The sequence below is a fragment of the Mucilaginibacter sp. genome, from assembly GCF_039935595.1.
Taxonomy (GTDB): domain Bacteria; phylum Bacteroidota; class Bacteroidia; order Sphingobacteriales; family Sphingobacteriaceae; genus Mucilaginibacter.
In genome coordinates this window covers 17,366-30,963 of record NZ_JBDTJZ010000161.1, presented here as the reverse complement: position 1 = coordinate 30,963, position 13,598 = coordinate 17,366, and the positions used below count along the sequence as shown (strand labels likewise).

At 42.0% G+C, this 13,598-nt stretch carries 10 protein-coding genes; 9 read left to right on the top strand and 1 reads right to left on the bottom strand.

The window, feature by feature from the left end:
- Positions 1-84: 84 nt before the first annotated feature.
- Entirely contained in the window at positions 85-1,332 is a 1,248-nt protein-coding gene (locus tag ABI367_RS10990; RefSeq protein ID WP_462230711.1) for an alpha/beta hydrolase-fold protein, read from the top strand.
- A 74-nt stretch (positions 1,333-1,406) separates the two neighbouring features.
- A complete protein-coding gene (locus tag ABI367_RS10985) occupies positions 1,407-2,669 on the top strand; it encodes an alpha/beta hydrolase-fold protein (RefSeq protein ID WP_462230709.1) in 1,263 nt (420 codons plus the stop codon).
- Between the two features lie 72 nt (positions 2,670-2,741).
- Here ABI367_RS10985 and ABI367_RS10980 read toward each other — a convergent pair whose 3' ends face one another.
- Positions 2,742-3,605, bottom strand: coding sequence for an AraC family transcriptional regulator (locus ABI367_RS10980; protein WP_462230707.1), 864 nt, complete (start codon positions 3,603-3,605; stop codon positions 2,742-2,744).
- Positions 3,606-3,887: 282 nt separating this feature from the next.
- Between ABI367_RS10980 and fucP the strand changes: the two genes are divergently transcribed.
- The 7 genes from fucP (at position 3,888) to ABI367_RS10945 (ending at position 13,597) form a co-directional block, all read left to right on the top strand.
- Complete coding sequence (gene fucP / locus ABI367_RS10975; protein ID WP_462230705.1) at positions 3,888-5,192, top strand: L-fucose:H+ symporter permease; 1,305 nt, start codon at positions 3,888-3,890, stop codon at positions 5,190-5,192.
- Positions 5,193-5,216: 24 nt separating this feature from the next.
- Positions 5,217-6,857, top strand: coding sequence for a UxaA family hydrolase (locus ABI367_RS10970; RefSeq protein WP_462230703.1), 1,641 nt, complete (start codon positions 5,217-5,219; stop codon positions 6,855-6,857).
- Positions 6,858-6,872: 15 nt separating this feature from the next.
- On the top strand, positions 6,873-7,637 hold the full coding sequence (locus tag ABI367_RS10965) for an SDR family NAD(P)-dependent oxidoreductase (RefSeq protein ID WP_462230701.1): 765 nt from the start codon (positions 6,873-6,875) through the stop codon (positions 7,635-7,637).
- Between the two features lie 19 nt (positions 7,638-7,656).
- Positions 7,657-8,505, top strand: coding sequence for a fumarylacetoacetate hydrolase family protein (locus ABI367_RS10960; RefSeq protein ID WP_462230699.1), 849 nt, complete (start codon positions 7,657-7,659; stop codon positions 8,503-8,505).
- A 48-nt stretch (positions 8,506-8,553) separates the two neighbouring features.
- A complete protein-coding gene (locus ABI367_RS10955; RefSeq protein ID WP_462230697.1) occupies positions 8,554-11,070 on the top strand; it encodes a glycoside hydrolase family 95 protein in 2,517 nt (838 codons plus the stop codon).
- Between the two features lie 305 nt (positions 11,071-11,375).
- Positions 11,376-12,539, top strand: coding sequence for an aldose epimerase family protein (locus ABI367_RS10950; protein ID WP_462230695.1), 1,164 nt, complete (start codon positions 11,376-11,378; stop codon positions 12,537-12,539).
- Between the two features lie 107 nt (positions 12,540-12,646).
- On the top strand, positions 12,647-13,597 hold the full coding sequence (locus tag ABI367_RS10945; RefSeq protein ID WP_462230694.1) for an alpha/beta hydrolase: 951 nt from the start codon (positions 12,647-12,649) through the stop codon (positions 13,595-13,597).
- Position 13,598: the final 1 nt, after the last annotated feature.

The window sequence follows — 13,598 nt, the reverse complement described above, 5'->3', positions numbered from 1 at the left end:
TGAGTAGATTTTATATCTACTTTGCTTAACCAGCATAAACCAATTTTTAACCAACCTTCAAATTATAACTTAAATTAACAAACAATGAACTTAAAAAGCTTAAGTATTGTCATGGTTGCTACACTATCATTATATAGCGTAAGCCAGGCACAAACTACTGCGGCAGTCAAAGAGGATTTTAAACCTTCTATCTGGAACCAGCCAAAATCACAGTATCCACAAGTTAACTCTGATGGCAATGTGCGTTTTCGAATTTTTGCCCCTAAGGCGGATAGTATTAAGGTGAACCTTGGCTTAGGTGGTACCGGTAAAGGAACTGTACTTACTAAAGGTGCTGATGGATACTTTACAGGAACAAGCACTCCCCTGGATCCAGGTTTTCATTATTATCATTTAATTATTGATGGCGGAACATTTAATGACCCCGGAACAGGAAATTACTATGGCTCTGCCCGCTGGGAAAGTGGTTTAGAGATACCTGCGCCTGATCAGGACTTTTACGCGCTTAAAGATGTACCGCATGGCAATGTGCAGCAAATATTATTTCCTTCTGCAAGTACCAAAACTTCACGCCGCGCAATGGTATATACCCCTCCGGGTTACGAAAAAGGTAATACCAAATATCCGGTATTATACCTACAACATGGTTATGGCGAGGATGAAACTGCATGGAGTACCCAAGGTCGCGCTAACCTGATCATGGATAATATGATAGCAGACGGTAAAGTAAAGCCATTCATTGTTGTAATGACTTATGGCATGACCAATGATGGTGCTGGTTTTGGCGGTCCTCGTCCTGGTGGCGCTCGTCCGGCAGGTGCTCCTGCTGGTGGTCCCGGTGCCCCTCCGGCTACTCGTCCTGCTGGTGGCCCTGGTGCCGGTGCTCCTGGTGCTCGCCCTGCTGGTGGTCCTCCTGCCGGATTTGGCTCTAACGCTGCTTTCCAAACCGTTTTGATTGACGAATTAATACCGTATGTTGATGCACATTTCCGCACTGTTGCTAACAGAGATGGCCGTGCTATGGCAGGCCTTTCTATGGGTGGTATGGAAACACATTCAATAACTCTTGAAAAACCCGAAGTGTTTGCTTATTGGGGAATATTAAGCGGTGGTACTTACACCCCGGAACAATTAGTGGGTAAACCTAAACCAAAGCTGATGTTTGTAAGCTATGGCGGTAAAGAACCGGGTTCTAAAGGGCTTCCTGAGATGGAAACTTCTTTAAAGGCAGCCGGCTACAATGTTGCAACGTATGTATCAGAAGGTACAGCACATGAGTTTTTAAGCTGGCGCCGTGCCTTATTGAATATGGCTCCGTTACTATTTAAATAAGCTTACGCCCTTGCTTTATTAGCAAGAAACCAACTTTAAACAAACTTCAAATTATAACTTAAATTAAACAAACAATGAACTTAAAAAGTTATGCTATTTTATTAGCTGCCACTTTAGTAGGTGGTGTATCGCAGGCGCAAAACGCCGCGGTAAAAGAGGACTTTAAGCCCTCAAGCTTTAACCAACCATTTCATGATTATCCCATGGTTAACTCTCAGGGTTATGTGCGCTTTCGCATAAAATTTCCAAAAGCGGATTCCGTAAGAGCAAACTTAGGCTTAGGTGGTGTAGGCGGAACAAAATTGATTAAAGATGCCGAAGGTTACTTTACGGGCACTACTGTAGCCCCACAGGAAGAGGGCTTCCATTATTATCACTTTGTTGTTGATGGCAGCGATATGATAAATGACCCGGGAACAGGAAACTTTTATGGTTCGCAGCGTTGGGAAAGCGGCGTTGAGGTACCGGCACATGACCAGGATTTTTATGCAATGAAAGATGTACCGCACGGTAATATGCAGGAAATTTTGATCCCTTCAAAAAGCACCGGTGTTCCGAGAAGAGCAGTAGTGTACACCCCTCCGGGTTATGAAAAAGGTAGCACCAAATACCCTGTATTATACTTACAGCACGGTTGGGGCGAGAATGAAACCTCATGGGGTATTCAAGGCAAGGCTAACCTGATCATGGACAATATGATAGCATCAGGAAGAGTAAAACCTTTCATAGTTGTAATGTCTTACGGTATGACTAATACAGGTAGCGCTCCAGGTGGCCGTCGTCCTGCTGGTCCTCCTCCAGGTGGTGCTCCAGGTGCCCGTCCTGCAGGTGCTCCTGCCGGTGGCCCTGGTGCTGGCGCTCGTCCCGCAGGTGGTATGGGTGCGATGGGTGCAGCAGGTGTTGTTCCTAACGGCCCTACTAAAGGCGAACCTACCGGTGTTGCTGCATTTGAAACTGTATTGGTTGATGAAGAAATACCTTATATTGATTCACATTTCCGTACTGTTGCTAACAGAGATGGCCGCGCAATGGCAGGTCTTTCTATGGGCGGTATGGAAACACATACTATCACTCTTGACAAACCTGAAGTATTCGGTTACTGGGGCTTATTAAGTGGGGGTACTTATACTCCTGAACAATTAGCAGGCAAAGCCAAACCAAAGTTTATGTTTATGAGCTGCGGTAGTTTTGAAAGTCCTGGCCCTACTAAAAAAGCTGCTGATGATTTGAAGGCAGCTGGTTTTAATGCAATGTCATTCGTATCAGAAGGAACCAGACATGAGTTCCAAACCTGGCGTCGTAGCTTATATGAAATGGCTCCAAGCCTATTTAAATAGGAAATAGTTTAGCTATTCATAAAAAAGGTGGAGACGATATCGTTTCCACCTTTTTTGTTTATACCACTATTTTTAAAAATGTATTTTCTGATATTTTAAGGGTGTCATTCCGGTTATATCCTTAAATGTTTTATGGAAGCTTACAAAGTTGTTAAAGCCGCATTCGTAGCATATTTCTTTAATGTTCAGTTTGTTTTCAATTAACAATCGGCAGGCATGGCCAACTCTTATCTCGTTGGTAAAAAATGAATAGGTTTTCCCTGTTCGTGATTTAAAGAACTTACAAAACGAGTTAGGGCTTATTTTAGCTACTTCGGCAATTTCGCGCAGGCCTATCTTTTTTTTGTAATTGGTTATGGTGTAGTTATATATAAAATGAATACGGTCGCGTTCGTGTTCGGCAAAATCGGTTTTAAAACCAAATGAGGCCAGGTAGTCGGCCTCCTTACAATTAGCGGTTTCCTGCAGGGCCTCTAACAGATGAAGGAGCCTGCGCGTGCCTTCGGCCTCTGTGATTTTTTTTAACAGCCCCGCTACCATATTGCGGGTATCGCCTTTTAAGCTTATCCCACGTTTAGAGCGCTCAATTAACCGCGCTATCTCCCGGTTCTCTGGCAGGGATAAAAAAGCCTCGCCCCAAAAATCTTTCGAAAAATGTACTACATAAACTTCTACCGGGTGGGTAAATCTATCAGTAAAATAAGCCGCGTCATACTGCCAAAAATGGGGTAGGTTACTACCTACCAACACCACATCGCCATTACCAAAATTGCTGATGCTATCGCCAATAAATTGCGTGCCGCCGCCGTTTTTAAAATATATCAGCTCCAACTCGTCATGGTAGTGCCAGCTGTTATTAATATCGGGCTGCAGGTCACAACGCGCGCTAAACGAGTGGGCATAGCCGGAAGTTATGGTCAAACGCTGAGGTTTCATGGGGTATTAAAGTCTTAAAAATTAACTATTCGTGCAAGTATTAGTTTAAAATAGCATTTAAAATACAATATAGCTTATTATTTATGCAATAAAGCTAAATTTTAAAAAGCATTTTTAGCCTTACTTTGTGACAGCGCATGTTTTATAATAGATAAACAAAAGCTATATTTAACCATCAATTATACCTGTATTCAAACATTTTAATAGTATTTAATCATCGGGAATTAACCGCGTGCATATACTGTGCAAAACAGTACGTGTTATTGTATCATAAAAAAACATATGAACCCAACTAACAACAATCAAGTTACAGCGACTGCAAAAAGCAATAGTAGCTACGTTTTTCCATTAATACTGGTAACCAGTCTGTTCTTTTTTTGGGGGTTTATCCATAACCTTGACCCGGTACTGATCCCTCACCTTAAAAAAGTATTTAAACTGACTGACCTGGAAACAGCTTTTGTTGATTTTTCGGTATTCATAGCTTATTTTACCATGGCATTGCCTGCGGGATACTTTATGCGCCGGTTTGGCTATAAAAATGGTATTATTTTAGGGCTAACCTTTTTTGCTATTGGATCATTATTATTTTTACCCGCTGCCGATACTCATCAATATATATTCTTTTTAGGCGCGCTATTTATCATAGCGTGCGGCTTAACCTTTTTAGAAACTGCTGCAAATCCTTATGTTACCATATTAGGTCCGCCCGAAACAGCTACCCAGCGTCTTAACTTTTCGCAATCATTTAACGGTGCTGCTGCATTTTTAGCCCCGATAGTTGGAGGTATTTTTATTTTTTCGCCTCATGAATATACTGATGCTCAACTTAATGCAATGGCACCTAAAATTAAAGAAGCTTATTTAATTGCAGAGGCGGGCAGTGTTAAAGGGCCGTATTTAACTTTAGGAATAGCTATTATTATTATCGCAATAATGGTCATCTTTACTAAGCTACCCGATATTAAAGACAATAAAGAAGAAATTGAAGGGTCAAACATTAAACATGCATTACGTCATAGACATCTTACCTGGGCGATAATAGCGCAGTTTTTTTATGTAGGTGGACAAGTGTGTGTTATTAGTTTTTTTATTCGCTTTGCAACCTCATCAGCAGGCATCACAGTGGGTGAGGCAAAATGGTATGCAGGAGCAGTAGGATTAGCATTTATGATTGGACGCTTTGTAGGCACAATTGTAATGCGCCATATAGCACCTAATCGTTTGCTAATGTTATATGCGTTTTTTGCTGCTTTATTGACTTTGGCAGCCATATTTCTAAATGGCTTTGTTACTGTTTATGCATTAATAGGTGTAGCGTTTTTTATGTCAATTATGTTCCCTACAATATTTTCGTTCGGCATTGCGGGTTTAGGTAAGGACACTAAATTGGCATCCTCGTTAATAGTGATGTCCATAGTAGGTGGCGCGGTGCTGCCGTTGGGATTAGGCTATATATCAGATGTTACCGGTAATATTCAGTATGGTTACCTGGTGCCTTTTATATGCTTTTTGGTGATACTTTTTTATGGTTGGAAAATGTGGAAGCCGGTTGTTACCGAGCATGAGATAAGTTTAGAAGTGTAATAAGATTAAAGATTATTTTTTAGGATGAATTCGTTAGTGATAAAGATTAATAAGGCAGATAATGTGCTGGTGGCTTTACAGGACCTGGCAAAAAATAAAACACTGCTTTTTGAAGGTGAACAATATACTACAGTTGAGCCCATACCTGCCAAGCATAAATTTTTTATGCAGGATATGCGCGCCGGGGATGAAATATTTATGTATGGCGTGTTAGTAGGTAAAGTGCAAATGGACGTAAAGAAGGGGATGCGCATGAGCGTAGAAAACACCAAACATGCCGCCGAGCCTTATTTTTACCGAGACGTAGATTATAAATGGGAAGCGCCCGATGTAAGTAAGTTTGCCAACCGTACATTTAACGGGTATCATCGCAAAAATGGTGAAGTGGGGACAGCTAATTACTGGCTGTTCATTCCAACAGTATTTTGCGAGAACCGCAACCTGGATATTATCAAAGAATCGCTATACGCCGAGCTGGGTTATGCTGTGGATGATAAATACAAAGCGTACACACATCAACTGGTTGAGGCCTACGAAAATGGCGAAGATATCAGCAATATTAACCTGGCACCCGATCAGCAAAACCATGCCAATCGTGTATTTAAACACGTAGATGGTATCAAATTTTTAAACCATCAGGGTGGCTGTGGTGGGACCCGGCAGGATTCGGAAGTGTTAAGCAAGCTGTTAGCTGCTTATGCCGATCATCCCAATGTAGCAGGGGTAACCGTATTGAGCCTGGGTTGCCAGCACTTACAGCTAAATGAGTTTAAGCAGGAACTGTTGCAAAGAAACCCTGATTTTGATAAACCTTATTTTACTTTTGAGCAGCAAGGCTCGCAAAGCGAAGAGCAGTTGATACAGCAAGCCATACGCGATACCTTTAAAGGCCTTATCGAGATCAATAAATTTGAACGTAAACCGGCGCCGTTAAGTAAACTAACAGTTGGCGTTAAATGCGGCGGTAGCGATGGCTTTAGCGGCATATCGGCCAACCCTGCGGTTGGTCATTGTGCCGACCTTTTAGTTGGGTTGGGGGCTAAGGTATTATTGGCAGAGTTCCCTGAATTAAATGGTGTAGAACAGGAAATGATCGATCGTTCGGTTGACAGGCCAACGGCCGAAAAATTTATTAAATTAATGACCGATTATGATGAGGCCGCACATAAAGTGGGTTCGGGCTTTTTCATGAATCCATCGCCGGGAAATATTAAGGACGGGTTGATAACTGATGCTATGAAATCTGCCGGAGCTGCGCTTAAGGCCGGTAAATCGCCGGTGGTTGATGTGTTGAACTATACTGAACCGGCCACTAAGCCCGGCCTTAGTTTGGTATGCACCCCCGGTAACGATGTTGAGGCAACCACGGGTAAGGCAGCAGCAGGTGCTACATTAATTTTATTTACAACGGGGTTAGGTACGCCAACCGGCAATCCTATTTGTCCTACTATAAAGGTGGCAACAAACTCGGCATTAGCTAAACGCATGGCCGATATTATTGATATAAATACCGGCCCAATCATCAGCGGAGAAAAAACCATTGAAGAAATGGGCGAGGATATACTGGAGTACTGTATAAAGGCCGCAAGTGGCGAAGTAATACCCAAAGCGGTACTACTAAACCAGGATGATTTTATACCGTGGAAAAGGGGAGTTAGTCTTTAATTATTGATAAAGGGGATGTTTTCATTACAAAATAAAAAAGCGGTAATAACAGGAGCAGGGAGCGGCATCGGGAAAGCTATGGCTGTACTGCTTGCTAAACATGGTGCCGAAGTGCATATTTTAGACCTTAACGAACAACAGGCCAAAGAAACGGTTGCAGAAATAAAAAAAAACAATAATGTAGCCGTAGCACATATATGCGATGTATCAAACCATCAAACAGTTGCAGCTACATTTGAGAAAATAGGCTCCATTAACATTTTAATTAACAACGCGGGTATACCCCATATAGGTAAGGCGGATAATACATCCGAAGCGGATTTTGATAAGGTGATGAGCGTTATAGTAAAGGGCGCCTACAATTGTTTATACGCAGGTATACCTCAATTGCGTGCCAGTGGCGGTGGTGTTATCGTAAATATTTCGTCGGTTGCGGCTTTAGTGGGTATATCCGACCGGTTTGTGTATAGTACAGCAAAAGGTGCAATTAAATCAATGACCATGAGCGTAGCTAAAGACTATATTGGCGAAAACATACGTTGTAACTCTATATCACCTGCAAGGGTGCATACACCGTTTGTTGATGGTTTTTTGCAGAAGAATTACCCCGATAATATAGATGAAATGTTTATTAAACTTTCAAAAACACAGCCTATAGGCCGCATGGCAACGCCGGAGGAAATTGCCACACTGGCGCTATACTTATGCAGCGATGAGGCAGCATTTATTACCGGGGTTGATTACCCGATTGATGGTGGGTTTACCACACTTAACAATTAATACAAGTACAATAACAAATATGAAATTAATACGATTTGGAGAAAGCGGCCTGGAAAAACCGGGAATAATTGAAAATGATAAATGGTTTGATGTATCGCATTTGGTAAAGGATTATGACGAGGCTTTTTTTGGAGGCGATGGTATTGAAAAATTAAAAAGCGATATACAAAAAGGTGGGTTGACTGAAGTTAATAAAAGCACACGTTTAGGTCCGGCATTGGCAAGACCTTCAAAAATTATATGCGTAGGCCTTAATTATAAAGATCATGCGGCCGAAACAGGTTCGCCTATTCCTGCAGAGCCGATATTATTTTTTAAAGCTACATCAGCTATAGTAGGGCCTAATGATGATCTGATCATCCCCAAAAACAGCAAAAAAACCGATTGGGAAGTTGAGCTGGCCATTGTTATAGGTAAAAAGGCAAGCTATGTAAGCGAAGAAGATGCTTTGAACCATGTGGCTGGCTATGTGCTGCACAATGATTATAGCGAGCGTGCATTCCAGATGGAACGTAACGGCCAGTGGGTAAAAGGAAAAAGCTGTGATACATTTGCGCCTATAGGGCCTTTTATAGCTACACCTGATGAAATTAAGGATGTACATAATTTAAGACTTTGGTTAACCGTAAATGGAGAAACTAAACAGGATGGCAACACCAGCAACCTTATCTTCAACGTGCCTTATATGGTAAGCTATATCAGCCAGTTTATGACCTTATTGCCGGGCGATGTAATTACCACAGGCACACCCGCCGGAGTAGGATTGGGTCAAAAGCCCGAGCCGTGGTTTTTAAAAGATGGCGATGTGGTTGAATTAGGAATTGACGGACTGGGAAGCAGCAAACAACATGTTAAAGCATACCGGTAACAACCGGCAAATTATAAACCCAAAACAGTGAACCCAAAATTGAATATCATGAATTTTAAACAAAGTATTACTAAAGTAAGCCTGCTTACCATAATGCTTTTAAGTTGCTTTGCCATGGCAAATGCCCAGCAAAACAACTTAAAACTTTGGTACAACAAACCATCGGGCAAAGTATGGGAGCGCGCCATGCCCGTGGGCAACGGACGTTTGGCCGCTATGGTTTATGGTAACCCCGAGCGCGAATTTATACAGATGAACGAATCGTCTGTATGGAGCGGCGGCCCAAGCCGTAACGACAGCAAAAGTGCATTAGCTGCATTACCCGAGGTACGACGCTTAATTTTTGAGAACAAGCGTCCCGAAGCTGCGGCATTAGCCAGCAAAGAGATCAAGTCGGAAAAAGATAACGGTATGTGTTACCAGCCGGTAGGTAACTTGTATTTAACCTTTCCGGGTCATGACCATTATGATAACTATTACCGCGATTTGGATATTTCAAAAGCGATTGCTACCACAACTTATACAGTAAATGGTGTTACGTACAAAAGGCAGGTGCTATCATCAAAGCCCGATCAGGTTATGGTGGTGCGTTTAACTGCCAGCAAACCGGGCAGCTTAACTTTTACTGCTTCCATGTTTAGTCCGCAAAAATCAACCATATCCACAAAAGGCGATAATGAGTTGGTACTGGCCGGTATATCAGGCGATAGGGATGGCATAAAAGGCGCTGTTAAGTTTAAAAGTTTGATCAAATTAAAAACAGAAGGCGGTACCATTGCTGCAAATGATACATCAGTTAATATAAGCAAAGCCAACGCGGTTACTATCTACATTTCAATAGCTACCAACTTTGTAAATTATAATGATATAAGTGCCGACGAAACGGCACGCGCAACTGCTTATTTAGACAAAGCTTATACCAAAAGCTTCGATCAAATACTGGCAGCCAATATTGTTGCTTATCAAAAATATTTTGGCCGCGTAAAATTGAACTTAGGTGTAACGGACTCCGTTAAAAACCCAACCGACAGGCGTTTGGCAGGTTTTGCCGGTGGTAATGACCCGCAATTGGTTGAGCTTTACTACCAGTATGGTCGTTACCTGCTTATATCTTCGTCGCAACCGGGTGGTCAAGCTGCTAATCTGCAAGGTATTTGGAACGATAAAATGAGCCCGCCTTGGGGCAGTAAGTATACCATCAACATCAATACGGAAATGAACTACTGGCCGGCAGAAGAAACCAACCTGGCCGAAATGCATGAGCCATATCTTAGCCTGGTGAAGGATCTTTCGGTAAGCGGACAAGGCACAGCTAAAACCATGTATGGCGTAAATGGTTGGGTGGCCCACCACAATACCGATATTTGGCGCATTACAGGTCCTATAGACGCTATCTATTCAGGTCTATGGCCATCAGGTGGTGTTTGGCTGTCAACCCAATTATGGGACAGGTATTTATATAACGGCGACAAAGCATATTTGAAATCTGTTTATAACGAATTAAAAGGTGCCGCGCAGTTTTACCAGGAATTTTTGGTGGAAGAACCTACCCATAAATGGTTAGTAATATCGCCATCAAACTCGCCCGAAAACAATCCGACTGCTTACTATGCTGAGGTTAAGGACCCCAGGACAGGGAATATGAGAAAAAGCGGCTTGTCAATAGATGCCGGGGTAACTATGGATAACCAGTTGGCTTTTGACATATTTAGTTATGTGATCGAAGCATCAAAAGTTTTAGGTATTGATAAAGAATTTGCTGCAACATTAGAAGCTACGCGCAAACGCCTGCCGCCAATGCAGATAGGTCAATATAGCCAGTTGCAGGAGTGGATGAGCGATCTGGACAGCCCGGATGATCATAACCGCCACGTATCGCACTTATATGGCTTATATCCAAGCAACCAGATATCGCCTTACCGCACGCCTGAGTTGTTTGACGCTGCCCGCACATCACTTATTTATCGCGGTGATGTATCAACAGGCTGGTCAATGGGCTGGAAAGTTAATTTCTGGGCCCGTTTTCATGACGGCAACCACGCTTATAGCTTAATTAAAAATCAACTGACCCCAATAGGCTCCAACAGGGGCGGAGGGGGTACCTATCCAAACTTATTTGACGCGCACCCGCCATTTCAAATTGACGGTAACTTTGGCTGTACTGCCGGTATTACCGAAATGCTGATGCAAAGCTTTGACGGAGCGGTAGCCCTTTTACCTGCTTTGCCTGATACCTGGAAAGATGGCTCGATAACCGGTTTACGTGCCCGTGGTGGTTTTGAAATTGTGAGCATGAAATGGAAAGATGGTAAGCTTAGCGAGGTGAAGATAAAATCGACAATAGGCGGTAATTGCCGTTTACGTGTTGAGAATGGCTTGAAATTGGTTGGTGGTAAGCTTAAACCGGCTAAAGGTGTTAATCCAAATACCTTCTTCCAATATGCCGAAACTGCTAAACCGTTGATATCAGAGAAAGCGCAGTTAAAAGCGCCTGGCGTAAAACCTACCATGATGTTTGATTTTGCAACACAAGCAGGTAAAACCTATACATTAACAGCCTTATAAAAGGCTTTATTCTAAATAAAAAAGCAAACGCTATGTCCCCGCCAGAACATGGCGTTTGCTTTTTAAACCCATCAGTATAATCTGCTAAATAAATAATAACTGTATTTTTATAAACGTTGTAATTACGTTTATAAAAGTTTTATCTTAGCACCAATCGTTTATTAAAACGGGCCAATTATAACTATAATAAATTATTGCCTGAAAAATCAGTTTGTGTAAGCAGTATCGCGATGCGTTTGTATTGTTACCGCTTTATTAACTGATAAGTTTACAGGTTTAAACCAACTAAATAAACACATATCCCCATGATCAGAAAATCAATTTTAGCTACATTATTTGTGGGCGCATTAATAGGCTCGTCCTGTAAACATGCGGCCCAGACAGGTACACAGGCAGTTGCCGATAGTGCCGCAACCCTGCCTGATAGCAGCCACTATACCGGTAAAATAGATGGCAAAGATGTTCATTTGTATTACATCAGCAACAAAAGCGGCATTAAAGCGGCTATTACTAACTATGGCGGCCGTTTGGTGTCATTATTAGTAAAAGATAAAAATGATACGTTAAAAGATGTGATTTTGGGTTATCAGGATATGAGTGGCTACACCAAAAAAGGCGAACCAAATTTTGGCGCTTTAATAGGTCGTTACGGCAATCGTATTGCCAGGGGTAAATTTACATTGAACGGAAAACCATACCAATTAGAAATTAACGATGGTGTAAATACCTTGCACGGCGGTAAAAAAGGTTTCGGCGCCTCCATGTGGGATAAAAAAGCGATGACAGACAGCACACTTACCCTTACTTATACATCAGCGGATGGCGAAGGCGGATACCCGGGTAAACTGGATGTAGAAGTAACTTATAGCTTGCATAGCGATAACTCAATCGGTATTGATTATACAGCTAAAACCAGCAAGCCAACTATACTTAACCTAACCAACCACGCGTATTTTAACTTAAATGGCGCAGGTGATACTACGATATTAGATAACTTGTTTAAAGTTAACGCGGATACTTTTACACCGATTGACACTACACTTATACCAACCGGAAAACTACAGCCCGTTAAAGGAACACCGTTTGATTTTACCACCTTTAAAGAGATAGGTAAGGACATTAACGCTAAAGACGATCAGTTAAAAGCAGGTAAAGGTTATGATCATAACTTTGTACTAAACAAACACACCATTAATGATGTAGTAGCCAGTGTGCGCAGCCCTAAAACAGGTATCAATATGGATGTTTATACTGATCAGCCTGGTTTGCAAGTTTATACCGGTAACTTTTTAACCGGCGAAACTAAGGACGGCAAAGGTGGTAAAGCTTATAAATTGCGTTCGGCAATATGTTTAGAAACTCAGCATTATCCTGATTCACCAAACCAACCGTCGTTCCCATCAACCGTGTTAAATCCGGGTCAAACTTATCATACACATACTATATATAAGTTTAGTAAGTATCAATAATAAAAGGCAACCGGCTTATTTAATAATAAGCCTATATATAATTTCCAGGTAACTAAGTTGCCTGGAAATTATTATTAACGGGGAGTTATAATCTAAATAAAAAAGGAATGAGATCTTCTGTACAAATATTAAAATTGTTAGTTATCGCCTTGTTGCTGTTGCCGTTTGTAACCCAGGCGCAGGAGTGGGTAAATATATATCCGGGTGCTGTACCCAACACCAAACCAAATAAACTTACGGAAGAGACGGCGCTTCCGGCCAATGGTATGTTTAGAGCCGTATTAACGCCACAAATAGAAGTGTTTTTGCCTGAGAAGGATAAAGCTACCGGTGCTGCCGTAGTAATTATTCCCGGTGGAAGCTATAAAGTCATTGTTTTTAACGGTGAAGGCGTACGTACAGCTAAGGAGTTCGCCAAAAATGGAATTGCGGCTTTTGTACTTAAATATCGGCTGCCCGAAGATTCTATAATGGTAAATAAAACAATTGGTCCCTTACAGGATGCACAGCAAGCAGTTAAATATGTACGCGAGAATGCCGTCAAATACGGTGTAGATGTTAACCGTGTTGGTGTAGTTGGTTTTTCGGCGGGAGGGCATTTGGCATCAACCATAGGCACCCATTATCAAAAAGCTGTTATTGATAACCCGAACAATACCAACCTGCGCCCGGATTTTCTGGTGCTGGTGTACCCGGTTATCAGTATGCAGGATAACCTTACACACGCCGATTCGCGCAAAAACTTATTGGGTAAAAGCCCGTCCAAAGAAATTATCGACCTTTACTCAAACGAATTGCAGGTTGACAGTAAAACGCCACCCACCTTTTTGGCACATGCCACCGACGATAAAACTGTTGATGTAGATAACAGCGTACAATTTTATGAGCATTTAAGGCACGCTAATGTACCGACCGAAATGCATTTGTTTCAAAAAGGAGGACACGGTTTTGGTGGCCAGCCTATCGAAATGTGGATGACACCTTTACTTAAATGGATGCAAAATAATAAATGGACAACTAAACCAATGACCGACCAAATCGTTAATCCAAAGTTCTAAA

What these genes read in the sequence shown, in the direction of transcription:
- ABI367_RS10990 (WP_462230711.1), top strand. Translation starts at nt 85, where the DNA reads ATGAACTTAAAAAGCTTAAGTATTGTCATGGTTGCTACACTATCATTA.
- ABI367_RS10985 (WP_462230709.1), top strand. Translation starts at nt 1,407, where the DNA reads ATGAACTTAAAAAGTTATGCTATTTTATTAGCTGCCACTTTAGTAGGT.
- ABI367_RS10980 (WP_462230707.1), bottom strand. Translation starts at nt 3,605, where the DNA reads ATGAAACCTCAGCGTTTGACCATAACTTCCGGCTATGCCCACTCGTTT.
- fucP (WP_462230705.1), top strand. Translation starts at nt 3,888, where the DNA reads ATGAACCCAACTAACAACAATCAAGTTACAGCGACTGCAAAAAGCAAT.
- ABI367_RS10970 (WP_462230703.1), top strand. Translation starts at nt 5,217, where the DNA reads ATGAATTCGTTAGTGATAAAGATTAATAAGGCAGATAATGTGCTGGTG.
- ABI367_RS10965 (WP_462230701.1), top strand. Translation starts at nt 6,873, where the DNA reads ATGTTTTCATTACAAAATAAAAAAGCGGTAATAACAGGAGCAGGGAGC.
- ABI367_RS10960 (WP_462230699.1), top strand. Translation starts at nt 7,657, where the DNA reads ATGAAATTAATACGATTTGGAGAAAGCGGCCTGGAAAAACCGGGAATA.
- ABI367_RS10955 (WP_462230697.1), top strand. Translation starts at nt 8,554, where the DNA reads ATGAATTTTAAACAAAGTATTACTAAAGTAAGCCTGCTTACCATAATG.
- ABI367_RS10950 (WP_462230695.1), top strand. Translation starts at nt 11,376, where the DNA reads ATGATCAGAAAATCAATTTTAGCTACATTATTTGTGGGCGCATTAATA.
- ABI367_RS10945 (WP_462230694.1), top strand. Translation starts at nt 12,647, where the DNA reads ATGAGATCTTCTGTACAAATATTAAAATTGTTAGTTATCGCCTTGTTG.